Origin of the sequence: Streptomyces sp. NPDC029044, from assembly GCF_040637495.1 — a bacterium.
Taxonomy (GTDB): Bacteria; Actinomycetota; Actinomycetes; order Streptomycetales; family Streptomycetaceae; genus Streptomyces.
On record NZ_JBEZWN010000015.1, the window covers coordinates 1 to 23,427 of the forward strand.

At 71.3% G+C, this 23,427-nt stretch carries 16 protein-coding genes; 4 read left to right on the forward strand and 12 right to left on the reverse strand.

The window, feature by feature from the left end:
- Positions 1-79: 79 nt before the first annotated feature.
- Complete coding sequence (locus tag AB0E85_RS15350) at positions 80-1,492, reverse strand: RICIN domain-containing protein (RefSeq protein WP_361926561.1); 1,413 nt, start codon at positions 1,490-1,492, stop codon at positions 80-82.
- Position 1,493: 1 nt separating this feature from the next.
- Positions 1,494-2,615, reverse strand: a complete 1,122-nt coding sequence (locus tag AB0E85_RS15355) for a glycoside hydrolase family 43 protein (protein WP_361926563.1) — start codon at positions 2,613-2,615, stop codon at positions 1,494-1,496.
- A gap of 218 nt (positions 2,616-2,833) precedes the next feature.
- Here AB0E85_RS15355 and AB0E85_RS15360 point away from each other — a divergent pair, with 218 nt between their 5' ends.
- Positions 2,834-4,936: an autotransporter-associated beta strand repeat-containing protein gene (locus AB0E85_RS15360; RefSeq protein ID WP_361926566.1), complete on the forward strand. Its 2,103-nt coding sequence runs from the start codon at positions 2,834-2,836 to the stop codon at positions 4,934-4,936.
- Positions 4,937-4,948: 12 nt separating this feature from the next.
- On the opposite strand, the gene AB0E85_RS15365 is transcribed toward AB0E85_RS15360, so the two are convergent.
- Genes AB0E85_RS15365 through AB0E85_RS15375 form a run of 3 tightly spaced genes read right to left on the reverse strand, consistent with a single transcriptional unit; the run spans position 4,949 to position 8,310 of the window.
- Entirely contained in the window at positions 4,949-5,776 is an 828-nt protein-coding gene (locus tag AB0E85_RS15365) for an MOSC N-terminal beta barrel domain-containing protein (protein ID WP_361926569.1), read from the reverse strand.
- Between the two features lie 23 nt (positions 5,777-5,799).
- Entirely contained in the window at positions 5,800-6,918 is a 1,119-nt protein-coding gene (locus AB0E85_RS15370) for an aminoglycoside phosphotransferase (RefSeq protein WP_361926570.1), read from the reverse strand.
- Positions 6,919-6,927: 9 nt separating this feature from the next.
- Positions 6,928-8,310: an amino acid permease gene (locus AB0E85_RS15375; RefSeq protein ID WP_361926572.1), complete on the reverse strand. Its 1,383-nt coding sequence runs from the start codon at positions 8,308-8,310 to the stop codon at positions 6,928-6,930.
- Positions 8,311-8,440: 130 nt separating this feature from the next.
- Between AB0E85_RS15375 and mmuM the strand changes: the two genes are divergently transcribed.
- Both mmuM and AB0E85_RS15385 read left to right on the forward strand, forming a co-directional pair.
- Complete coding sequence (gene mmuM / locus AB0E85_RS15380) at positions 8,441-9,352, forward strand: homocysteine S-methyltransferase (RefSeq protein WP_361926575.1); 912 nt, start codon at positions 8,441-8,443, stop codon at positions 9,350-9,352.
- Between the two features lie 161 nt (positions 9,353-9,513).
- Positions 9,514-10,572: a LacI family DNA-binding transcriptional regulator gene (locus AB0E85_RS15385; RefSeq protein WP_361926578.1), complete on the forward strand. Its 1,059-nt coding sequence runs from the start codon at positions 9,514-9,516 to the stop codon at positions 10,570-10,572.
- Positions 10,573-10,650: 78 nt separating this feature from the next.
- Here AB0E85_RS15385 and AB0E85_RS15390 read toward each other — a convergent pair whose 3' ends face one another.
- From AB0E85_RS15390 to AB0E85_RS15420, 7 genes are all read right to left on the reverse strand, one after another.
- Positions 10,651-12,255 carry a carboxylesterase family protein gene (locus AB0E85_RS15390; RefSeq protein ID WP_361926580.1) on the reverse strand — a complete coding sequence of 535 codons (1,605 nt, stop codon included), beginning with the start codon at positions 12,253-12,255 and terminating at the stop codon, positions 10,651-10,653.
- 102 nt (positions 12,256-12,357) lie between these two features.
- A complete protein-coding gene (locus AB0E85_RS15395; RefSeq protein ID WP_361926582.1) occupies positions 12,358-13,605 on the reverse strand; it encodes an alginate lyase family protein in 1,248 nt (415 codons plus the stop codon).
- Positions 13,606-13,630: 25 nt separating this feature from the next.
- Complete coding sequence (locus tag AB0E85_RS15400; RefSeq protein ID WP_361926585.1) at positions 13,631-16,960, reverse strand: alginate lyase family protein; 3,330 nt, start codon at positions 16,958-16,960, stop codon at positions 13,631-13,633.
- On the reverse strand, positions 16,957-18,480 hold the full coding sequence (locus tag AB0E85_RS15405) for a glycosyl hydrolase family 28 protein (RefSeq protein WP_361926587.1): 1,524 nt from the start codon (positions 18,478-18,480) through the stop codon (positions 16,957-16,959). The genes AB0E85_RS15400 and AB0E85_RS15405 overlap by 4 nt, the downstream gene beginning before the upstream one ends.
- Before the next feature lie 33 nt (positions 18,481-18,513).
- On the reverse strand, positions 18,514-19,377 hold the full coding sequence (locus tag AB0E85_RS15410) for a carbohydrate ABC transporter permease (protein WP_361926590.1): 864 nt from the start codon (positions 19,375-19,377) through the stop codon (positions 18,514-18,516).
- Positions 19,374-20,372: a sugar ABC transporter permease gene (locus AB0E85_RS15415; protein ID WP_361926593.1), complete on the reverse strand. Its 999-nt coding sequence runs from the start codon at positions 20,370-20,372 to the stop codon at positions 19,374-19,376. The genes AB0E85_RS15410 and AB0E85_RS15415 overlap by 4 nt, the downstream gene beginning before the upstream one ends.
- Positions 20,369-21,718 carry an extracellular solute-binding protein gene (locus AB0E85_RS15420; RefSeq protein WP_361926596.1) on the reverse strand — a complete coding sequence of 450 codons (1,350 nt, stop codon included), beginning with the start codon at positions 21,716-21,718 and terminating at the stop codon, positions 20,369-20,371. The genes AB0E85_RS15415 and AB0E85_RS15420 overlap by 4 nt, the downstream gene beginning before the upstream one ends.
- Positions 21,719-22,191: 473 nt before the next feature.
- Between AB0E85_RS15420 and AB0E85_RS15425 the strand changes: the two genes are divergently transcribed.
- Entirely contained in the window at positions 22,192-23,205 is a 1,014-nt protein-coding gene (locus tag AB0E85_RS15425) for a hydroxyacid dehydrogenase (RefSeq protein WP_361926599.1), read from the forward strand.
- The last annotated feature ends 222 nt before the right edge of the window (positions 23,206-23,427 follow it).

The window sequence follows — 23,427 nt, forward strand, 5'->3', positions numbered from 1 at the left end:
GTGCAGTTCGCCGACGCCCAGTGGCACCGAACCGGAGGCAACAACCGGAAGAACACAGCCAAGGCGCTGATGGCGGCCATCATTGCCCGCGCGTCCACTGCTGGTTGGTGCCGCCGTTGCACGTGTACGTGATGAGCGTGGCGCCGTTGGCGGTGGACCCGCCGTTCACGTCGAGGCACTCGCCGCTCGCGCGGGACCTGACGTTCACGTACGAGCCGGTGGTGGTCAGCGACCACTGCTGACTCGTCGCGGACGAGGCGCAGTTCTCCTGCGTGACCGTGCTCGCGTTCTCCTGCACGCAGAGGCTGCTGTTGCGGACCATCAGCTGGTAGTAGCCGCTTCCGACGGACTTGAACCAGTACTTCTGGTTGGCGCCGCCGTTGCAGTCGTACTGCTTCAGCTGGGCGCCCGCCCAGAGCGACTGGCTCGTGACGTCCGCGCACTTGGAGGAGTGCCGGGCGATCAGCGTGCTGTACGTGGCTCCGGTACCGGTGACGGTCCCGGCCGCCGTGTCGACGGTGAGCTCCGGCGACCAGGACATGGCCATGGTGGTCGAGCCCGGGAAGGTCAGCGGCAGCCAGACGTACCGGGAGTCGTTGACGGTGCCGCCGAACGAGTTGCCCCAGCGGTCGCCCATGTACAGGTACGAGGTGCCCGAGCTGCCCTGCACGGGCAGGACGAACGCGGTCTGCGAGCCGTACGTCGTCGAGTCGCCGATGTTCTTCATCGCGGACCAGGGCCCGGCGATGTTCGTGGCCGTGGCGTACTGCTGCTGGTTGGGGTTCCAGCCCGTGGCGCCGGAGGTCAGCATGAAGTACACGCCATTGCGCTTGAACAGGGCGGGGGCCTCACGGTGGCCGCCGGGCCAGGGGTTGGCGACCAGGCTCGCGATGCCGGTGTAGTCGGCGGTGAGGCGGTAGATCTGGAGGTCGTAGTTCTCGCGGGCGGCGGAGATCATGTAGCCGGCGCCGTCGGTGTCGGTGAAGACCGTGATGTCACGGGACATGTGCTGGCCGAGCGGCCGGAAGCTGCCCTTCCAGGTGTAGTCGCCGTCGACCGTGTCGGAGACGGCGACGGCGGCGCGGGCCTCGCTGTAGTCGGTGCCGTTCTCCTTGTGCATCCACATCACGAACTTGCCGGTGGAGGCGTTGTACATGACCTTCGGCCGCTCGATGTTGGCGGTGGCGAGCTCCGGGTCACTGGCCTCGGTCAGGACGTGGTTGCGGAACTCCCAGTTCTTCAGGTCGGTCGAACGGTAGGCGTCGACGTACCGGAAGGTGTTGTCGGCGTTGCGGTGCTCGCCGAACCAGTAGTAGTAGGAGCCCACCTTGAGGACCCCGCCGCCGTGCGCGTGGACGGGATTGCCCGAGGTGTCCTTGAACTGGGTGCCGTTGGCGATGGTCTGAGGTGCGGCCTGGGCGGGCCCGGCGGTGGCGAGGGCCGCGAACAGGCCCAGGCACAGGGCGAGGAGGGTGGCGTACGCGCGTCTCATGTCATTCGCTCACCTTCACCGCGTCGGCGACGGGAACGCCGAAGTCGGGGGTGCCGTCGGGCTTCCAGCCGAGCTTCTGGACGCGGGTGTGGCGGTTGGGGTCGTTCAGGGGGTCCCCGTTGATCTCCTTGTACTGGCGGGCGTGGTAGACGAGGACGTCGGTGCGGCCGTCCTCGGCGACGGTGAAGCAGTTGTGGCCGGGGCCGTACTGCTTGGTCGTGTCGTTGCTGGTGAAGACCGGCGTCGGCGACTTGGTCCAGCTCAGGGGGTCCAGGAGGTGGCTGTCGGCGTCGGCGGTCAGCAGGCCCACGCAGTAGTTGGAGTCGGTGGCACTGGCCGAGTACGTCATGAAGAGGCGGCCGTTGCGCTTGAGGACGTAGGGGCCCTCGTTGACCTTGAAGCCGATGCACTCCCAGTCGTACTCCGGGGTGGAGAGCCTCACCTGCGGGCCCTTCAGGGTCCACGGGTTCGCCATCTCGGAGAGGAAGATGCCGGTGTTGTTGTCCAGTCCGGGCTCGTGCTGGGCCCAGGCGAGGTAGCGCTTGCCCCGGTGGGTGAAGGTGGTGGCGTCCAGGGAGAAGGTTTCCCAAGCCGTCTTGATCTGGCCCCGCTCCACCCAGGTGCCCTTGAAGGGGTTGGGATGGGCGTTCTCCAGCACCCATATCCGGATCGCCCAGACGTCCTCGGCGGGCGCGGAGGCGAAGTAGATGTACCACTTGCCGCCGATGCGGTGCAGTTCGGGCGCCCAGATGTGGGCGCCCATGGGGCCGGTGGGGTGGGCGCGCCAGATGACGGACTCGTCCGCCGTGCCGAGTCCGCCCAGGGTGCGGGAGCGGCGCAGGATGATGCGGTCGTACTCGGGGGCGGTGGCGGTGAAGTAGTAGAAACCGTCCTTGTGCCGGTGGATGTGCGGGTCGGCGCGGTTGCGGACGAGGGGGTTCACGAACGGGGCCGGCCTGGGGCGCCCGGCGGGTGTTCCGGCAGCGGTTTCACCCTGGGGCGCCGCCTCGGCGACGCCGGGGAGGGCGGGGACTGCGGCCAGGGCACCGGCGGCTGCGGCGCCCTTCAGCAGCAGTCTGCGGCTGGGGGGTTCGGGCAGAGCGTGGTCGCGGTCGCGGCTCATGCGGTGGGGCCTGCCTCTCACTGGGGGACACACGGCGTTGTCGTCCGATGCAGCGTCTGAGATTTCGAACACCATCTGTCATTACGAACGGTGGAAAGGTAAGGGGGTGACACGAGGAGGTCAACGGGTCTGACGGGACGAACCCGTCCGGCCTGTTCCGGAAGCGGCGGCCGCCGAAGTTTCTGTTATCGGCGGGGACATGGCCCGTCTCCGGTGATGTGCCCAGCCTCACCCACACCACAGCAGCGGCCGCCGGCGTCCTCGCGGCGGTCGCCTCCCTCCTCACCGCTCCCCCGGCGGTGGCCGCGGGCCCCCGGGACGTCACGGCCGACGTGCTGGCCGGCCGGAGCGTGACGCTCGACGGCGACACGGTCGTCACCGTGCCGCCCGGGACGACGACGTACGACGGCGTCTTCCGCGGCGAGGGCACGCTCACGGTGCGCGGCACCGGAACGCTGGTCCTCACCAGGGACAGCGACTTCACGCTCCCGCAGTCCCGGCAGCGGCAGCAGGTACGGACGCCGGGCGGGAATCACCCGTACGTCACGGTCACCCGCCCCGACCCGCCGGCGGTCACGGTGGAGCGGGGCGCGACGCTCCAGTACGGCGACGGCGGTACGACGGGCCTGATCGGCCGCTTCCCCTACAACACCCCGGCGTTCCGCCTGAACCAGGACAACATCCGGGTCGACGGCACCCTGCGGCTGTCGTTGAGGAGCGTCTACAACCTGGGCACGATCAGCGGCTCGGGCCTGATCACGCAGCCGAGGTTCCTGTGGGGCACGTGGGACCTGCCGGGCACCCACTCCTTCTCCGGGGTGATCGACAACGGCACGCAGGCCAACGCCGGGCGGCCCGAGTACGCGACCTCGCTCCCACGGGTCCGCAAGATCCTCAACCAGGGCACCTGGACGGTGGACACCCCGCTGGGCCGGACCGTCACGATGGGCATGGACTTCTACCAGCGCGAGTACGGCAGTGACATCAACGTCCAGTCGCGGCCGGGCGGAAAGGTCGTCCTGACCGGCCAGTACAGCTGGTCGGACCAGGGCGGCGACAGGAACCCGTCGCTCAGCGACCCGGCCCTCAACTGGACGCCGGCCCGCAGGAACGTCAACAAGCGAGGCACCAACATCAAAGGTGCGGACGTCCGGTGGGGCGACGGAACGACCGACCGGATCTTCATGCCGGGCACGGCGGAGACCGTTTACATCAACCTGCTGGCGGCCCGCTCGCGCTCCCGGCTCACCTTCGACTACAACGGCCCGGTGACGCTGGGCGCCCCCATCGGCGGCGGCAGGTTCCACGACACGCTCTCCGCCCCCGGCGCCGGCGACGTCGTCATCGCGGGCACCCCCGGCAACGACGTGACCTTCGCGGCCGTGCAGTACTACGACGGCTCCACCACGGTGGAGAAGGGCGCGGTCCTGCGCCTGGGCAGCGGCGAACGGGGCGGCGACGGCGGCCTGTACACCGGCGGCGCCCGCTACCGGCTCGTCAACGACGGCTCCCTGGTCGTGCGCAACACGGCCAGGCCGCTCACCCTGTCCCGCGTCGGCGGCAGCGGCTCCCTCACCCAGTCGGGCACCGCCACGACGACCCTGACGGGCCGGGCGGTGACGTACACCGGGCCGACGACGGTGTCCGAAGGCACCCTCGCCCTGCGCGGCGGAGCCACGCTCACCCACAGCAGGTCGATCCGGCTCACCTCGGCCGGCGCGAGGCTGGACCCGGGCCGGCCGGGCCTGCGCGTGGCGACGACGCTGACCGGCAAAGGCATCGTGAGCGGCACGGTCGCCAACGACGGCACCGTCACGACGGGCCTCACCGTCGACGGCCCCTACACCCAGAGCCGGAAGGGCACGCTGGTCCTGCGGGACAAGCCGCTGACGGTGACGGGCCGGGTCCGGCTGGCCGGGCACCTCGACGTGCCGGCCGCCCCTCGTGCGGCTCGCGAGATCACCGTGCTCGACAACAAGGGCAAGGCCAGAACCTCGGGAACCTTCACCGGCATGCGGGAAGGCGCCCGTCTGAAGCGGGCGGACACGCCCTACCGGATCAGTTACCGGGGCGGCGACGGCAACGACGTCGTCCTGACGGCCGTCGCCTCCCCCGGCCGCTCCGCCACCGCCCAGGCCGCCCCGGCCGCCCCGGCCCCCGCCAACCCGCGCAGCGCCGGCGCCTCGGAAGCCACCGGCTTCGGCTGGTGGCCCTACGCCCTCGCCGCCGGTCTGACCATCAGCCTCGCGATACCGGTGGCGACGCGACGGGGGCGGAACGGGCGCCGGGGCGGACGGCACGCGGGCCGCGCCCGGCGTTGACCCGCCCGGTGCTCACAGCTCCGACTCCCCCCACACCGTCACCGTCACCTCGTCCCCCACCGCCACCCGGCCGGGCCGGAGTACCGCGTACTTGGTGCCGAAGGCGACTCCGCCCCGGGCGGCCCGGCGGTAGGCGGCGAGGGTGCGCAGGGGTTCCGGGCCCGCTCGGGTGCCGGTGTGCTGGTCGACCAGGGTGACCGCGCAGCGGATGGCGAGTTTCGCGTAGCCGAGGTCCGTGTCGCCGATGCGGAGGCGGTGGGCACGGTCCTCCGTGTGGGGGTCGTCCCAGCCGTCGATGACGACGTTCGGGCGGAAACGGTCCCGTGGGAGGGGGTGGGCGCCGCGGGCGGCCAGCCGGGTGTCGAGGAGGTCGAGGGTGGAGCGGGAGATGACGTGCAGGGCGCTGCTGTCGGCGTAGCCCGAGGTGCCGGGGGTCAGGCCGTCGGTCACCCGGTCGTGTTCCGGGGGTGTCCGGACCAGACGGCTCGGCGCGCCGAGCACGGCCGTGAGCCAGTCCGCCGCCTCGTCGCCCTGGTCGATGCCCTGGTAGGCGGTTCCGAACAGATCCACCTTCCGGCGGGTGCCGCAGGTGTCCACCCGGAGGTGGAGGGACTCGGCCTCGGGTGCGGTGAGCGTCAGATGGTCGCCGTCGGGGGTGATGAGGGGCCGGATGACGGCCAGCAGTGGATCCCGGCGCTGCGTCCGGTACACGCCTTCCTCGCTGACCACCATGAAGCTGCGGTCGTGCGCCAGTCCGGCCGGCGTCAGCAGCGCCTCACCCACCGACGTGCCGGCGCAGCCCTTGACGGGGTAGTACGACAACTCGACGACGCGTGCCATGACCATCCGTTCCGTTGCGGGGCTCAGCGGCCGCTGGGGGCCTCGGGGAACCCGAGCCGGGGAGCCAGTTGCCGTGCCTCGGCCGCCCATCCGGCCAGGAAGGCCAGGGCCAGGCCCCGTTCCCGGTAGCGGAGTCCGGTCGGCACGGTGCCCTCGCCGCCGTAGGCAACCTGCTCCTCGTCCGTCCGCGCCAGCATCAGTGCCGTGAGCCAGTCGTACTTCACGGCGGAGGCGCACACGCCGAGGCGTACGAGGCGTTCGTCGCCGCGCCAGCCGCTCTCGCGCAGGCCGTGCACGTAGGCGTCGTACGCCTCCTTGGCCAGGCCGGGGAGTTCGGCGGCGGGCACGAAGAGGTCGAAGACGGCGTCCGGGAGGTAGTTGCCGAGGTCCTCGCCGAGGGCGCCGTCGCCGGTGAACGCCCAGTCGAGCAGGACGCTGGTGCCGGCGCCGCCGGAGCGGACGTTGGCCGGCCACTGGTCGAGGTGGCACAGGGCGCGGGGCAGTGACTCCATGACCGTGAGGAACCACTCGCGGTCGTGGTGGAGGCGGACCATGTCCTCGCGCAGGCCGGGCGGGAAGTGCCGCTGGACCAGGGGGTGTCGCCAGGCCTCGTCGTCTTCGAGCACGGCTTCACCGGTGGTCCTGTCCGACGTGTAGTCGCGCAGGAAGCCCTGCGAGAGCCACGGGGCGTCCTCCCCCGCGCCGACCGCGCCCTGTGCGGTGCCCAGGCGATGGGCGTGGTCGACGTGGCGGGTCAGGGACCAGGTCGTCGCGGGTTCGCCCGGCACGTCCTCCAGCCACAACGCCACGTCGCCGTCCGGGCGTTCGGCGCATTCCAGGAGCCGGGGCGCGCGGATGCCGTGCCGCTCCCAGACCCGGGCGAGCCCGGACCGGTAGACGTACGCCTCGCGGCGCCAGAAGTTCCAGTGCCGCGGGTCGTTGGACGCCGCCCACGAGGCGCCGGTCTCCTTCGTGCGCGTCAGCACCTTCAGGACGGCCGAGCGGCCGCCGCCGGTGACCCGCCACACCCCGGCCGTGACACCGTTGGACGGGTTGTGCGGGAGCGGCTCGAACACCGCCTCGTGTGCCGGGATCCTGAGGACCTCACGGACTTCGGCATGCGCTGCGGCGACCTCGGGCATCCCCCGATGCTATGCCGACGCCTCCGCCGTGTCCTTGCGTCCCCGCAGCCACACGTACACCGGGATGCCGGCGAACAGGAACAGCACGCCCTGATAGACGGCCGCGTATCCGGCTCCGGCGATCAGCCAGAAGGAGAAGCCGAAGGAGAGGACGGCGACGGTCAGGTCGCGGGCGAGTCCGGCGGGGCGGACGCGGGCGCGGGTGCCTCTGGCCAGCCAGTACAACTGGGCGGCGGCCGACAGCAGGTAGGGCACGCAGCCGGTGAACGTCGTGATCAGGACGAGGACGCGGAAGGTGGTGTCCGGGCCGGCCGTGTAGTTGAGGCCGATGAGGAGGGTGCCGAGGACCGCACAGGCCCACACCCCGAAGCCGGGGACGCCGCCCTTGCCGAGGCGGGCGAAGGGCCCGGGGAAGAGTCCGTCGCGGGCGGCGGCGTACGGCATCTGCGCGGCCATGAGGATCCAGCCGTTGAGGCAGCCGGTGATCGAGGCGACGGCGACCAGGGCGATGGCGGTGCCGCCCCAGGAGCTGCCGGTGACGGCGTTCACCGCGTCGGCGAAGGGGGCGCCCGAGTCGACGAGCCGGTCGTGCGGGACCAGCCCGAAGACGGCGATGGTGCCGAGGACGTAGACGAGGGCGGAGGCCAGGGTGCCGAGGACGCTCGCCCGGCCGACCGTGCGCTCCGGGTCCCGGACCTCGCCCGCGCTGACCGCGGCCGACTCGACGCCGAGGAAGCTGTACAGCAGCAGGGCGGCGGAGGCGGCGAGCGCCCCGGAGACGCTCTGGCCGGAGGCGTTGAACGGGCCGAAGTTGTCCACGTCGACGAAGAACAGGCCGACCGTGGCGAGCAGGAGCAGCGGGACGAACTTCAGGATGGTGGAGACGACCTGGACCGTGCCGACCCAGCGCGTGCCCGCGAAGTTGGCGGCGGCGGGCAGCCAGAGGGCGGCCAGGGCGACGAGGGCCTGGAGGGCGTGGTTGCCGTGCAGGGGTATCAGGACCTCGACGTAGCCGACGACCGCGACGGCGAGGGCGGCGATGCTGACCCAGCACATCGTCCAGTACGACCAGGCGGACAGGAACCCGGCGAACTCGCCGAAGGCGTCCCGCGGGTAGACGTAGAGGCCGCCGGTGACGGGGCTGCGCCGGGCCAGCCTGCCGAAGAGCAGGGCGAGCAGGACGGCTCCGACGGAGAGCACGAGGAAGGCGAGCAGGCTGACCGTGCCGTAGGGGGCGACGGTGGCGGGCAGCGCGAAGATGCCGCCGCCGATGATGTTGCCCATGACGAGGGCCGTGGCGGCGGCGAGGCCGAAGGTGCGGCGGGGAGCGGGCGCCGCGGGGGCGGGCGGCTCGGCGGGTTCGGCGGCCTCGGTGGGGCTGGGGACGGTCATGAGGGTTCCTGTACAAGCGGAGGGGGAGGATCCTGATCGTAAACCGTCATCCCATATGCTGGTCGACCTGTTCATGTGATGGACACATGCGGCTGGGGGCCGGGGGCGGATCTCGGCTACGGTCGTTCGCATGACGAGCACCATCACCCTCGCCGAAGCCCTCGCCGCCGGGACGGTCGTCCTCGACGGCGGCATGTCCAACCAGCTCGAATCGGCCGGGCACGACCTGAGCGACGAGCTGTGGTCGGCGCGGCTGCTCGCCGAGCAGCCGGAGGCGGTGACCGAGGCGCACCTCGCCTACTTCCGGGCGGGTGCGGACGTGGCGATCACGGCCAGCTACCAGGCCACGTTCGAGGGGTTCGCCAAGCGCGGGATCGCCCGTGAGCGGGCGGCCGAACTCATGGCGCTGAGCGTGGAGTCGGCCCGGGAGGCGGCCCGGCGGGCACACGTCTCGCGGCCCCTGTGGGTGGCGGCGTCGGCCGGTCCGTACGGGGCGATGCTGGCGGACGGTTCGGAGTACCGGGGGCGCTACGGACTGAGCGTGGACGAGCTGGAGCGTTTCCACCGGCCGCGCCTTGAGGTGCTGGCCGCGGCCGGGCCGGACGTCCTCGCACTGGAGACGGTTCCCGATGCGGACGAGGCCGCGGCCCTGCTGCGGGCGGTGCGCGGGCTCGGGGTTCCGGCCTGGCTGACGTACTCCGTCGCCGGTGACCGCACCCGGGCCGGGCAGCCGCTGGAGGAGGCCTTCGCCCTGGCCGCCGAGGCGGACGAGGTGATCGCGGTCGGGGTGAACTGCTGCGCTCCGCAGGACGTGGACGGCGCGGCCGCGACGGCGGCGCGGGTCACCGGCAAGCCGGTCGTCGTCTACCCCAACAGCGGCGAGACCTGGGACGCCGGGGCCCGCGCCTGGACCGGCCGCTCCACCTTCACCGTCGGCCAGGTGAAGGGCTGGCAGCAGGCGGGGGCCCGGCTGATCGGCGGCTGCTGCCGGGTCGGCCCGGACGGCGTCGCGGGTATCGCGGGAGCCCTGGAGGCGGCGTAACGAGGCCGCGGGCCCACACCGTTCCGGCAGCGCGCGCCCGCCCCCTCCTCCGCCCCTGCCCGCACTGCTAGCCTCCGTCATGGGAACCGGTTGCTACGGCGTTGCCGCGGTTCCTGCGGGGGTGGGGCGCGGACCGGTGCCCCGGGAGAGACGAGGCAGGCATGACGAGGAAGAGCGGGGACGCGAGCCGTAGCACCATCCGGGACGTGGCGGCGCGCGCGGGGGTCTCCGCGTCGACCGTGTCCCGCGTGCTGGGCGGCGAGTATCCGGTGAGCGCGGCGACCCGCGGGCGCGTGATGCGGGCGGTCCGCGAGCTGGACTACGTGGCCGACGCCCGGGCGAAGGCGATCGCCGGCGCCGGCACGCCCACCCTCGCTTTCGTCCTGGAGGACATCACCGGCCCGTCGTTCGCCCACATGGCCCACGGCGTGGAGCGCGAGGCGACCCGGCTCGGCCATCTCTGCCTGGTGTGCAGCACGGAGGGCGACGTCCGGCACGAGCTGGAGTTCGTCGAGATGATGCGCGCCCAGCGGGCCGCCGCGGTGATCCTGGTCGGCGGCACGGCCGACACCCCCGAGTACCGCGAACGCACCCACCGCATGGCCGACTCCCTCGCCTCCGCCGGTTCCCGCCTGGTCCTGTGCGGCCGGCCGCCGCTGGGCCCGGGTGCTCCGGTGACGGTCATCGAGTACGACAACGAGGGCGGCGCCTACACCCTGGTCGCCCACGTGCTCGCGCAGGGCCACCGCCGGGTGCTGTACCTCGGCGGCCGGGCGGACCACACCACGGCCCTGGGCCGCGAACGCGGCTACTTCGCCGCACACCGGGCCCGCGGCCTCGACCCGGACCCGTCCCTCGTCCTGCACGGCGACTTCACACGCGACGCCGGGCACCGCCTGATGCAGCAAGCGCTCAAGGACGGCCTGGAGTTCAGCGCGGTGGTGGCGGCCACGGACATGGTCGCGGCCGGTGCCCTCACCGCCCTGCACGAGGCGGGCCTGACGGTGCCGGACGACGTCTCCCTCGCCGGCTACGACGACATCCCCTATGCCCGCGACCTGCACCCCGCCCTGACGACGGTGCACGTCCCCTACGAGGAACTCGGCCGCCTAGCCGTCCGCACGGCGCTGGAGCGCACCCCGGGCGCCCCGGACGAGCACCTGCTGCTGGGCACGCACGTGGTGGTGAGGGGCTCGGTGGGGCCGCCCCGGGCACGCTGAGCGCTCGGGCACGCTGAGCGCCCTCTCCCCTCCCCCTCCCCTGTCCGCCGGTCACGGCTGCGTCGGGGTGAGCGGCCGTCAGTGGCGCCGCAGGGCGCCGGAGCGGCGCAGCCGCCGTACGGCCGACCGCAGTTCGGTGGCGCGGTGGGGCGAGACGTCGGCCGGGACCGTCACGGGTGCGGGTTCCGGGGGTCGGAGGGCGTCGGCCTGCCACAGGGCGAGTTCACGGTCCCGGGGACCGTACGCCGTGTAGGCCACCCCGTTCTCGGCATCCGGTGCGCGGTCTCCGAAGACGCGCACCGGGTGGGCCGCGTCCCAGCGTTCCCAGCCCGGGTCGCCGTTCGTCGCGAACCGCACCCAGGCCGCGTGCATGGCGTCCGCCAGCTCCTGCGGCGCCCCCTCCCCCGCCAGTTTCCGGGACTCCGCGGCCTCCCCGGTGTCGAAGACGAAGCCCAGCTCCAGCGCGTGGCAGGAACCGAGGCCGGGCAGGTTCGAGGGCCAGGCGAACTCGTAGACGTACGACGGTTCCGTGCGGGCGTCGGCGAGGTGGTGCAGGGGGAGGCGGAGCAGGTGGTCGGTGACGAGCTGGCCGACGATCTCCGCCGTGCCGGCCTCGGGGTGCAGGGCGCGGTAGCCGCGCGGGACCTCGCTGCCGCAGTGGCAGCGGGCCATGGCGCCCGCGACGGCGACGGCCCCGAGGCGGTCGACGCGTTCCAGGAGGCCGCCCGGCACCAGCCACAGCCGGTACTCGTCGCGGGTCCAGCCCAGCAGCAGCTCGACGCCGGGGGCCGCGCCGCCGTCCGTGAGGGCCTCCAGGGGGTCGCGGGGGACGACGTCGCCGTCGACGACCAGGCCGAAGGCGGGGCCGCCTACCACCGGGCTGCTCCGCTTCCCCACCTCGGCCTGGGTGCGCAGCAGCAGGTCGCGGTCGACGGCGGCGAAGGCCTCGGCGGTGGCGGGGATCTTCAGCCGCGCGGCCATCCGCCGCACCATCCGCCGCACCTTGGCCCGCTCGGACGCCTCGGGCGGTCCGCTCTGGAGGACGGCCCGGCGCACCAGCCCCTGGGTCTGCGGGGCGGCGAGGAGGGCGCCGATGCTGATCGCCCCGGCGGACTGGCCGAAGAGGGTGATGCGGCCGGGGTCGCCGCCGAAGGCCTCGATGGCCTCGTGCACCCAGGTCAGAGCGGCGATCTGGTCCCGCAGGCCCGGGTTCGGGGGCGTGTCCGGGAACAGGCCGTAGCCCTCGACGCCCAGCCGGTAGTTGATGGATACACAGACAACGCCGTCGCGGGCGAAGGAGTGGCCGTCGTAGACGGGTACGGCGGAGGACCCTCTGGTGAGGGCGCCGCCGTGCAGCCAGACCAGGACGGGGAGGCGGGCTCCGGGGCCGGGCTGCGGGGTCCAGACGTTGAGGTTGAGGCAGTCGTCCCCCGGCACGACCGGGTCGGACAGGTAGTGGGCGAAGGCATCGGAGTACGGCGGTTTCGGCGGGGTGGGGCCGAAGGCGCCGGCGTCGCGGACACCGTCCCAGGGCGGCAGGGGCACGGGCGGGCGGAAGCGGCGGGGGCCGAAGGGCGGTGCCGCGTACGGGATGCCGCGGAAGACCGCGACTCCGCGTTCGTACCGGCCCCGCAGGGCACCGAAGGGCGTCCTCACCACGGGGTCCGTCTGGTCTGCCGTCATCCGTCCACCAGCCTCCTCACCGCGCTCGTGCACCGTGAAGATCAGAGCAACTCATTCTGTTCCGGTATTCCGGCGCACGGGCGGGTGGGAGGGCCGTTCGGGTTACTTCGCGTACATCAGCGTGCCGAACCCGAGCTGGTCGAATCCGCCGCTGGTGGTGCCGTAGTCACCTCCTCCGCCCTCGGGGGCGACGGAGAAGCACATCTGGGCGATGTACTTGTCGTCGAGGAGCAGGCGCCGCCCGTAGTGGTAGTGGAGCATCGCCCACACGGGTCGCCCCTGGCCGCGGGACGTGGCGCCGGGCACGGTCTGCGACTGCTGGGCGCAGTTCTGGCCGGTGCCCCAGGTGTAGGTGGTGAACGGCACGTCCATGTTCAGGTTGTACTTGGCGACGTACTGGGCGGCCTTCATGAAGCGGCGGCCGTCGTAGGAGTAGAGGTCGTCGCCCTGGTTCCAGGCCATCTCGCAGAGCGCCCCCATCTGGCCCATGCCCATGACGGTGTGGCCCTGGTCGCGGCCGGACTCCTGCCACTGGCCGAGGTCGTAGCCCTCGACGTTGCCGTACAGGAACGGGACGGCGTGCCGGATGGAACCGTTTCCCGCTCCGGACTTGAAGTAGGTGACGGCCTGGTCGTACGTGGCGGCGTCGTCGGTGAGGATCCCGATGGCCATGACCGAGGCCATGTTGCACAGGTCCCAGTTGGCCCAGTAGTTGGTGATGCAGGCGTCGTTGTGGCCGGTGAGGAACTGGTTGTTGAGCGGGTGGAAGACCCTGACCATCATGTCCTGGGCGGCGGCGAGGTCGAACGCCGGGTGGTCCCGCATGAGTTCGCAGGCGTTGGCGAACTGCCAGCCGTAGATGCCGGCGGCGAGGAACCGGTCGGCGTTGCCGGTGATGGTGGTGAGGGTGCGTGACCAGGCGTTGAGGATGTTCGCGGCGCACTGGGCGTTGGCCTCGGTGCCGGCGACCTTCCAGCGCAGCGCGTTCTGGTAGGCGGCCGCGATGTCGTTGTAGAGCTGCGGGTAGTTCTCTCCGGTGCCGCCGCGGATGATGGTCGCTGTGGCCCGGTTGGTCCAGGTGGACCGGGAGTGGGAGTTGGCGGTCAGTCTGTTCCAGCCGGACAGCCAGGGGTCGTCGCCCGCGGCGACCCTGACCTTGGCGCGGTTGATGTCGCCGGCGTTGTGGAGCATGCCGGGGTGGGCGAAGGCGGCGGGGGCGGCGCCGGCCGTGGTGGCGGTGGCCGTGGCGCCGACGGCGAGGGCCGCGGTGAGGCCGCCGGCGGTCTTGAGCAGACCGCGGCGGCTCATCCGGCCGCCCTCGTGGTGCGCGTGGGGGGACGTGCGGCTCATGTGGGGTTCTCCGATCCGTGGAGTACTACAGGGGGGTGATGCTCACCTCGTCGAACTCGGTGGTGCTGTGGGCCAGGGGGTCGCGGGAGCAGACCACGAGGCCCACGTAGTAGGGGGCGTCACCGAAGCCGGGGAGGTCTCCCTCGGCGAGGGGGGTCCAGGTGGCGCCGTCGTCGGCCGAGGCGGCCGCGGTGAAGTGCGTGCCGGTGCGCTTCAGTCGCAGCAGGCAGGGGGCGGTGACCGCCGCGCCGCCGGTGAACGTGGACTTTCCGGCGACGGTCGGGCGCAGCATCAGCTGGGCGCTCGTGCCGCCGGTGACGATCGCCCCGGCCGCCTGGTCGAACGGCGACAGGGACTTGGCCATGAGCAGGCCCACCCGGTCGCCGGCGGCTCCGGCGCGGGAGACCAGGCGGGCGGTGACCTGGCAGTCGCCGCTGACGGGCCGCCGTACGAACTGGCCGGTCATTCCTTGGTTGTTGACGCTCAGGTCGGTCCCCGCGCCCCGCACCACGAAGGTCCCGTCCTCGTGGGCGGTGCTGCCGGGGGTCCGGACGGCGACCACGCCGAGGGTGCCGTAGACGCGGTCGTCGAGGATGACGTCGCCCAGGTCGCCGTGGGTCCAGGGCGCGGGCGGCGGGGTGCCGACGGTGAGGGTGAGTGTGCCGGTGGCTTCTCCGGCGGCGTTGCCGGCTGTGGTGGTGACCTCGAACTGACCCGTCTGCGTGGGTGTCCCGGAGATCCGGCCGGTACGCCGGTCGACGCGCAGGCCGCCGGGCAGTCCGTCCGCGGTGAACCGGACCGGTTCGTGCGAGGCCCGCAGGAGATGCTTGAAGGGCTCGCCCCGGTTGGCGAACGCCTGTGTGGCGGAGGTGAGGTGCGGCATGGACGGGGTCGGCATCGCCGACGTGGCGGACTGCGACAGGGGGCCGCGTCCGGCGCAGTTGGTCTTGGCGACGGCGTAGTGATACGTCGTGCCCGGAGTGCCGGTGGCATCGGCGTACCGGACGCGGGTGCCGAAGCCGACCGCGCCTATGCCGGTGGCGATCGTCTCGTAGGGGCCGTCGGCCGCGGCGGCGCGCAGCACCTTGTAGCGGGCCGAGAGGTCCGGGTCGGTCCAGGCCAGCTCGACCGCGTCGGCGCCGGCGGTGGCCCGCAGGTCGCCGGGGGCGGTGGCCGGGCGGGGCACGGACCAGACCTCGCCGGCGGTCCGGGAGAACACGCTGACGTTGTCGAAGGCGCCCGTGCCGGTCTCGGCGTAGTCCTCGTCCACGCCGAGGCAGGAGGTGAGGGTGAGGCCGACGTAGGCGGTGCTTCCCAGCGCGATGTCGCTGGAGCCCACTTCGGTCCAGCGGATGCCGTCCGGGGAGATGGCGCCGGTGCAGCGGGCGCCCCGGCGGGTCACACGCACCCAGTACGGCATGCGCATCCGGTAGCCGTCGCCCGCGCCCTCGACGTACGGGGCTTCGAGCGGGGTCGCCGATTCGGGCAGCTCGCCGAGGGAGGAGATCGGGAAGGCGGCGGCGGTGGTGATCGTCTGTTGCTGGGAGGGCGGCACGGGTGTGCTGCCGGTGCCCTTGATCCCGGCTCCCGCCTTGCGCCGTACGGACCACACGCCGCTCCAGGTGTGCAGCGGCAGTCCCTGGATGAGCATGGCGGCGTGTGCCGCGTCCTCGTCCAGGCCGGCCCGTACGGTGACGCCGATCCTGGAGTACTGGGAGCTGAGCGGGTACACGATCCGCGCGGTGATCGTGCCGTCGCCGCGCAAGGGCAGGCAGGCCAGCCGGTGGGTGGCGGCGGTCCCGGACGCCTCCAGCACGAACCGCTCACCGTCGAAGACGGCCGACCCGGGGATCTTCACGTCCCCGACGTCTCGTGTCTCCCAGGGCCCGGGCAGCCCGGGGACCGCCGCCGCCCAGGCCGAACGGGTGCTGGTGCCCAGGGAGTTGGTGGCCGTGACCGTGTAGTAGGAGGGCCTGCCCGCGCGGGCGTCACGGTCGGTGTACGCCGGAGTGGCGAGGCCGGCCGCGACCTTCTCGTACGGTCCGTCGGCGCTCGTGGCCCGCAGGACGGTGTACGCATCGGCCCACGCCGACGGCACCCACGCCACGGTGACGGACTTGTGGCCGCCCACCGCCGTGACACCGGCCGGGGCCGTGGGTTCGGCCGGGGCGGGGGCCTTGGTGCCGGCGAAGGTGAGGGTGCCCCAGCCGGGCAGGTCGTCGTTGCTGCCCTCGACGAAACGGGCGCCGTCGGTGCCTCGGAAGACGGCCGCCTCGGTGGAAGGGGTGGCGAGGCCCCGGACACCGGCGTAGTGGGCGTACACCATCTCGTAGATCGGCGGCAGGGTGCCGCGGACCTTGTCGGAGACGGTCGTCTTGATGTACTTGCCGGTGCGGTCCAGGTCGGGGACGAAGGGCACGTCGCCGCCGAGGTTGTAACGGGCGGCGTACTCGGCGTTCTTCAGCAGCCGGTTGCCCTCGAAGCCGTACAGGTCGACGCCCTGGTTCCAGGCGACCTGCGCCGCGTCGGCCAGCAGGCCCACTGCGAGCTGCTCGTGGCCCTGGTCGCGCCCTGACTCCTGCCCCTGTCCGGCATCGGTCACGATGCGGTGCCCGACCCTGCCGTTGCCGGCTCCCGCGGCGGCGAAGCGCAGCGCGTCCTCGAAGAGGGTGGGCTCCTCGCAGAACACGCCGATGGCCAGGATCGACTGGACGGACGTGAGGTCCCAGTTGCCGTTGGCGTAGAGCATGTAGCCGGAGATCGCCGGGTACCAGACGCGCAGGAAGGACTCCTTGCAGCGGGCGATGTCCTCCTCGGCCCAGCCGTCGTAACCGGTGTACTGGAGCAATTCGGCCGCGTTGACGAACTTGAAGGCCTGAAGTCCGGCGCCGAGTGGCCCGTCCGCTCCCGTGACGGCGGTGAGGGACGCCGACCAGGCGTTGAGGATGTCCCGTGACTTGTCGGCGTAGGCGCGCTCACCCGTGATGCACCACATCAGGGCGGTCTGGTAGGCGGCGGCCGAGTCGGCGACGGCCTGGTTCTGGAAGTTGGTGGGGCCGCGGCCCCAGGAGGTGATCTGGCCGGTGTTCTGGACGGTGTAGGTCGCCTTGGAGCGCGCGTGGGCGGCGAAGGCGAGGAAGCCGTCGTACACCGGGGACTGCTTCGCTGCGACGGCGGCCTTCATACGGGCCAGGTCGTCGGCGCTGTGCAGCAGACCGGGGTGGGTGAAGGAACGGGTGCCGGCCGTGGCGGCCCGGGCGGCGGCGGGGGCGAGCAGTCCGCTCGCGCTCGCCGCCACCAGCAGGGCTGCCGCACCGCCGAGGAAGCCCCGGCGGCTCGGAGCGGACGTGGTCATGACGCGGCCGCCTCGGCGGTGGTGAGGAACTTGAGGTTCGTCACGTGCTCGTTGACGAACATGGGCACGCCGTCCGAGGCCAGGTACCAGCCGGGCTTGCCGCCGCTGTCCCGGATCACCCTGCCGTTGACGGTGAGGTTCTCGAAGGTGACGTCCTTGATCGCGTGCTCGGCGTCGAGGCCGGCGATGATCGAGAGGTCGGCGTTCTTGCCGTTGTAGCTGAGGTCCTTGATGTAGACGGACTCGATGCCGCGGCCTGCCGACGTGTTGTACTTCGGGTTGTACTCGACCCGCATGTGGATGAGCTGGCCCCAGCGGAAGTCCTCCACGCGGATGTTGTCGAACCTGACGTCCCGGACGAGGTTGCTGTCGCCGACCATGAAGGCGATGGCGCCCTGGTAGGTCACCTGCGGCTCGCGGTGGTCGAGGATGTCGATGTTCTCGTAGCGCAGGTTCTCCAGCACCTCGGGGGTGTCGGAGTTGCCGTGCACGCCGATGTTGATCGGGTGGGCGACGTCGGCCCACAGGGAGCAGTTCTTGACGGTGATGTTGCGGGTGTCGCCGTAGAAGTCCCAGCGGTGGGTGTAGAGGGCGACGGAGTCGTCGGATGTGCGCAGGAAGCAGCCGTCGACCGTGACGTTCTCGGAGCAGTAGAGCTGGATGCCGTCACCCCAGCCCTGGTGGCTGAAGGCGCGCAGGTTCTTGATGGTGAGGTTCCTGGACTCGGCGACTCTGATGTTCTCGTACCGGGGGTTCAGGATCGTGACGCCGTCGATCGTGAGGTTCTCGCACTTGCGGACGAAGACCGCGCCGCCGGTCGTGTCGTAGACGACGCCGCGGCCGATGAGCCGGCAGTTCTCCACGCCCTCGAAGATCACGGCGGACGTGAGGACGGCGCCCGGGGCCAGGTAGACGGTGGTGCCGTCGGGCACCTTCAGGGTTCGGTCGGGGTGCGTGTGCAGACCGGGCCCGAAGTACATGACCTTCTTGTCGCCCTCGGAGGGCACGTCCTGCTCGATCGGGTTGGCGAACAGGTGCAGGCAGTCGAAGACCTTGTCGTCGATCTGGACGACGATGTTGCGGGGCCGGTCCAGGGTGAAGCGCGCCGTGCTGCCGAGCACCTCGGGCTTGATGCCGTACGAGTCCGGGCGGATGCGGACCTTCTCGCCGCCGCCCGGGTTGTACGTGACCTCGACCTCGACGGTGCCGGAGAAGTCGAAGGCGGCCCACGAGGAGTTCTGGGCCTGGTTCCTGCCGTTGCTCGGGTCGATCAGTGCGAGCTTGGCGAGGTAGACGCCGAGCTTCTGCCAGGTACCTCCGGCCGGCCGGACCTTGACGGTGAAGGAGTTGTTGACAGGCACCTTCGGAAGGGGCGGGTGGATGACCACCCTGTCGCCGGTGGTGCCGTTCTCCTGCGCCGCGGCGGCCTGTGCGGTGCCCGCGATGCTGCCGGCCAAGCCCGCGGCGGCGATGACACCGGCGGCCTGGAGGGTGGTTCGGCGTGAAAGCGGCTTACTCATGTGCAACTCCTTGCGAAAGCTTCGGTAAGGGTGTTACTTCAGGCCGGTCGTGGACATCCCGGCGACGAAACCGCGCTGGGCGATCAGGAAGATCAGCAGGATCGGGACGACGTACATCACGGAGGCCGCGGCCTGGAGGTTGGCGACCGGGGTGCCGGCCGAGGTGACGTACGTCGACATGACGGCGACGGCGAGCGTCGACTTGTCGGTGGAGAGCAGGAGCTGGGGCGCGATGTAGTCGCCCCAGCTCCAGGTGAAGGCGATCACGAAGCTCGCGGACAGCACCGGCCAGGACTGGGGCAGGAAGATGCGCCAGAAGATCATGCCGTAACCGCAGCCGTCGACGATCGCGGCCTCCTCCAGCTCCCGGGGCAGTCCGGCGAAGAACTGCCGGAAGAGGAAGACCAAATAGGGAGCGGCGGCCAGTCCCCAGAACACCCACGGCCAGTACGTGTCGACCATGCCGAGCTTGGCGAAGATCAGGTACGTCGGCAGCAGGGTGATCATCTGGGGCAGCATCATCGAGCCGATGAGGATGCCGAAGAGCGTCTTCTTTCCCGGAGCCTCCAGCCGGGCGAAGCCGAAGCCGACCCAGGCGGAGGTGAGGGTGACGAGGGTGGCGTAGATGAGCGCGATGATCAGGGAGTTGCGGGCGTAGCCGAGGAAGTCGATCAGGTGGAAGGCGTCGGTGAAGTTGTGCCACTGGACGTGGGTGGGCAGCCAGTGCACGGGTGAGGCGGCCAGTTCCGCCGGGGTCTTCAGGCCGCTGAGGACCAGCCAGCCGAAGGGGCCGACGAACAGGCCGGTGACGGCGACGAGGACCGTGTAGAGGACCAGACGGTGGACGCGTATCCGCACCCTGGGCGAGGGCTCGGGGGTCACACTGGTGGCGGTCACTTCTTCGCCTCCGGGTCGACGTTGTAGAACACCACGCCGGACGTGAACCTGAAGATGAGCCCGGTGGCGATGAGGATCAGGACGAAGAGCACCCACAGCAGCGCGGAGGCGTAGCCGTAGCGGCCGAGCGCGAAGTAATGCGAGAACACGTGCATCATGTAGAGGTAGTTGGACTGCGGCAGCGCGGTGACGCCCGCGGTCGTGCCGTCCGGGGTCAGCAGCAGCGGCATGATGGTCTGCACGGACGCGATCACACCGGTGACGGTCTGGAAGAGCAGCACCGGAGACAGCAGGGGCACGGTGATGCTGCGGAAGGTGCGCCAGGCGCTCGCTCCGTCGATCCGGGCCGCCTCGTGCAGTTCGCGGGGCACGTCCTGGAGCCCCGCCAGCGAGATGATCATGATGTTGCCGGCGGCCCACAGCACACTCATCAGCAGCACGTAGCGGGCGTAGGGGTCGGCGAGCCAGCCCAGCGCGTCGAAGCCGAACAGGGTGATGACGCCGTTCGCGGCGCCGGAGTTCTGGTCGAAGAGCGCCTTGAAGGTGAGTCCGGCGCCCACCGGCGGCACCACGGCCGGCAGGTACAGCAGCGTGCGGAACAGCCCGCGCGCCTTGATGGGCCGGTTGACCAGGACGGCCAGCCCCAGCCCCGCGATGATCGACAGCGGCACCGACGTGATCGCGAACAGCCCGGTGCGGCCGAGGGACTTCCAGGTCTGCGGATCGGAGAACAGTTCGCTGTAGTTGCCGAGGCCGACGTACCGCCAGTGCGGCGATATGCCGTCGTACGTGGTGAAGCTCAGCCACAGCGCGTACGCCATCGGCACGACGGTCAGCAGCAGGAAGCCGGTGATCCAGGGCGCGGTGAAGAGGTAGAAGGCGCGATGCCTGCGGCCCGTCATGGAGATCCGGGGCCGCTCGGCCGGTGCCGTGCGGGCGGTGTTCGCGGCGGGGCCGCCCGGCCTCCCCGTGACGGGTATCTGCTGAACCGTCATCCCACCTGCTCCCTACCGCGCTTCAGCTGCTCGTTCATGACGGAGTTCAGGCGACCCGCGAGGGCGTCGACGGACAGGTGACCGTTCATCGCGGCCGGCGCCTCCTGGTTGAAGAGGGCGTAGAGCGAGTCCGCCGAGGCGTAGGGCGTGAAAGCGATCACCGAGAAGTGCTTCAGCTCGGCGTTCTGCACCTTCAGCACCCGCTTCTGGTAGTCCTCCCGGGCGGGCATCAGCGGGCGCAGGGACTTCAGGGTGGGTATGCCCCAGCCGCCGGAGGCGCGGGCCTTGGCCGGCCCCTCACCGAAGAACCACTCGAAGACCCGCCAGGCCGCGTCCTTGTTCTTCGCCTGCTTCGGCATCCAGAATCCGGTGCCGGCCTGGCAGGGGCTGACCCGTCGGCCGCCCGCGAAGAGCGGGGCCGGGGCGAGGCGCGAGAGTGGCGCCAGCTTCTTGTCCGTGTTGATCAGACCGCCGAGCCAGTAGCCGGAGTTGCTCATGGCCATCCGGCTCGCCTGGTAGGTCGGGCCGTCCCAGGCGTTGGGGTCGGGCTGGACGATGCTCGGCCCGACCCTGCTCCGGCCGTACTCGACGTACCAGTTCAGCGCCTTGCGGGCCTCGGGGGTGGTGAAGTCGATGCGGGAGAAGTCGTCGTTGAAGAGGCTGCCACCGGCGGACGCCGTGAGGCTCGCCAGCAGGTTGGGGGTGAGCACGCCCTGGTAACTTCCGCCGAAGACGATCGTCTGGCCGTTCTTGCGCCGGGTGAGCCGCTCGGCGTTCTCCAGCCACTCCTCGAAGGTGACCGGCTCGGTCTCCGGCGGGTGGTCGACGCCCGCCTCGTCGAAGAGGGCGGTGTTGTACCAGTACATGGAGTCCTGGGAGAAGTCCTTCGCCATGCCGTAGCGGGGGCCCTGGCCCTGGGTGCGGCCGTCGAAGCGCCACAGGTCGTTGACCGGGTCGAGGTCACCGGCCTTGAGGACGTGGCTCCGGGCGAAGTAGGGGTCCAGGTCCTCCATCACGTCGCGGGCCGCGAAGTAGGGGGCGTCCGTGGCGCCCACGCCGCGCACCAGGTCGGGCGGCGCGCCGTTGGTCATCATGCCGATGAGCTTGGTGATGTCGTAGCGCACCGTGACGATCTTGACCCCGATGTCCTTCCGGGCCTGCCGGATCAGCTCCGGAGAGATGTCGTCGGGCTTGGCCATCACCGTGACGGTCTCGCCACCGCCGCCGACTCCGCTGGAGACCTGCATCGCACAGCCGCTCAGCGACGCCGCGCCGGTCGCGGCGCCGGCGGCCGAGAGGGCGAGGAATCGGCGGCGGCTCAGGGAAGCACCAGCACGTGGGTGCATGAACGCACCACCTCCTGCACTTGCTGTTCGAGATACCGGTCGAATGACGGATCGCCGACCGGAGAAGGCCGCATGGCAACCGATTGGCAACCGCAGGGCACCTGTGTGGAAACCGGTTGTTGTGCGTGGGGCAGAGCTTCTTCCGGCCTCGATGGCCCGTCAAGAGCCTGAACCGATTTTCGAAAAGACTGTGGACAGCGAAACGGGTGGGAACGGGTGGGAACCGGTTGCCGCACCCCTCTTCAGCACTGCTTTGCCCCGCAGGCGGGCCACTGAGGGGTGACTCCTCGCCACCGAAACAGCAGTAATGGGTTTCCGGAAACAGTGACGGTACGGGGTTGCGGAGTGAGGACGACCGAACACCGAGGCCCGCACAGCTGGCCCCGACCGGGCGATTGACCGCCGCTTCCCAACAGATCTACGGTAGAAGGCGCTTTCTGAAAACGTTTCTATCCCCCTGCTCCAGGAGAGTCATGCCCAGCCCTCAGCTGCCGCGGGCCGTGTTCGCGATGGACCCGGTGCACCTCCCGCTGCTCTTCCCTCCGCCGCTGATGGAGCGGCTGAGGCGCACGGCCGACATCGACCCCGGGTTGGTGGTGCGCGACTTCGCCGATCCGGCCGGCGCCGCCGCCCTGGCCTCCGCCGAGGTGCTGATCACCGGATGGGGCTGCCCGCATCTGGACGCCGGGGTCCTCGCGGCGGCCCCGAAGCTGGACGCCGTCCTGCACGCGGCCGGGTCCGTGCGCTCCCTGGTGGGCGACGCCCTGTGGGAACGCGGCGTGAAGGTGTCCAGCGCGGTGACGGGCAACGCCGTGCCCGTCGCGGAGTACACGCTCGCGATGATCCTGCTCGTGGGCAAGGACGCCTTCGACCACCGTGAGCGCTTCCGCCGGTCCCATGCCTACCCGGGCCCTGCGGAGACCGCGGTGACCGGCAACCTGGGCCGTCGCGTCGGCGTCATCGGCGCCTCTCGCGTGGGCCGCCGCCTACTGGAACTGCTGCGGCCCTTCGACCTCACCGTTCTGCTGCACGACCCGTACGTGAGCCCGGCCGAGGCCGCCGCCCTCGGTGCCGAGTCGGTGTCGCTGGAGAACCTGCTCAGGCACAGCGACATCGTGAGTCTGCACGCCCCCGACATCCCCGAGACCCACCACATGCTCGACCGCGACCGGCTCGCCCTGGTGCGGGACGGCGGCGTCCTCATCAACACCGCCCGCGGCGCGCTGGTCGATCACGACGCGCTCGCCGACGAGCTGGTGTCGGGCCGGCTCAGCGCGGTCCTCGACGTCACGGACCCGGAGCCGCTGCCCGCCGGTTCCCCGCTGTACCACCTGCCCAACGTGTTCCTCACCCCGCACATCGCCGGCTCCCTGGGCAACGAACTGGAGCGGCTCGGCCGCATCGTGGTGGAGGAACTGGAGCGCCTGGTGTCGGGCGCCCCACCGGCCCACGAGGTGCTGCGGGCGGATCTGGCGCGGGTGGCGTGACGCCGTGGCCCGCACTCCGGGGACGGCGCGTCACTCCGGGGGTCTCCTCTCGGTGCGCCTGCCGGAGCAGCGCCGCCGCAGGCGCGGAAGGAGTCACGGCTCGGCGGCCGTGGGACGCGACGCGCGGCCTGTCACCGTGGGGCAGGCGCTCCCCCGCCTCATGCCGGGCGGGGCCGTCAGCACCGCGCGTCATGCCGGGCGGGAGGTCGTCAGCACTTGTCC

Coding starts and splice junctions, on each gene's coding strand:
- AB0E85_RS15350 (WP_361926561.1), bottom strand. CDS start 1,492: ATGAGACGCGCGTACGCCACCCTCCTCGCCCTGTGCCTGGGCCTGTTC.
- AB0E85_RS15355 (WP_361926563.1), bottom strand. CDS start 2,615: ATGAGCCGCGACCGCGACCACGCTCTGCCCGAACCCCCCAGCCGCAGA.
- AB0E85_RS15365 (WP_361926569.1), bottom strand. CDS start 5,776: ATGGCACGCGTCGTCGAGTTGTCGTACTACCCCGTCAAGGGCTGCGCC.
- AB0E85_RS15370 (WP_361926570.1), bottom strand. CDS start 6,918: ATGCCCGAGGTCGCCGCAGCGCATGCCGAAGTCCGTGAGGTCCTCAGG.
- AB0E85_RS15375 (WP_361926572.1), bottom strand. CDS start 8,310: ATGACCGTCCCCAGCCCCACCGAGGCCGCCGAACCCGCCGAGCCGCCC.
- mmuM (WP_361926575.1), top strand. CDS start 8,441: ATGACGAGCACCATCACCCTCGCCGAAGCCCTCGCCGCCGGGACGGTC.
- AB0E85_RS15385 (WP_361926578.1), top strand. CDS start 9,514: ATGACGAGGAAGAGCGGGGACGCGAGCCGTAGCACCATCCGGGACGTG.
- AB0E85_RS15390 (WP_361926580.1), bottom strand. CDS start 12,255: ATGACGGCAGACCAGACGGACCCCGTGGTGAGGACGCCCTTCGGTGCC.
- AB0E85_RS15395 (WP_361926582.1), bottom strand. CDS start 13,605: ATGAGCCGCACGTCCCCCCACGCGCACCACGAGGGCGGCCGGATGAGC.
- AB0E85_RS15400 (WP_361926585.1), bottom strand. CDS start 16,960: ATGACCACGTCCGCTCCGAGCCGCCGGGGCTTCCTCGGCGGTGCGGCA.
- AB0E85_RS15405 (WP_361926587.1), bottom strand. CDS start 18,480: ATGAGTAAGCCGCTTTCACGCCGAACCACCCTCCAGGCCGCCGGTGTC.
- AB0E85_RS15415 (WP_361926593.1), bottom strand. CDS start 20,372: ATGACGGTTCAGCAGATACCCGTCACGGGGAGGCCGGGCGGCCCCGCC.
- AB0E85_RS15420 (WP_361926596.1), bottom strand. CDS start 21,718: ATGCACCCACGTGCTGGTGCTTCCCTGAGCCGCCGCCGATTCCTCGCC.
- AB0E85_RS15425 (WP_361926599.1), top strand. CDS start 22,192: ATGCCCAGCCCTCAGCTGCCGCGGGCCGTGTTCGCGATGGACCCGGTG.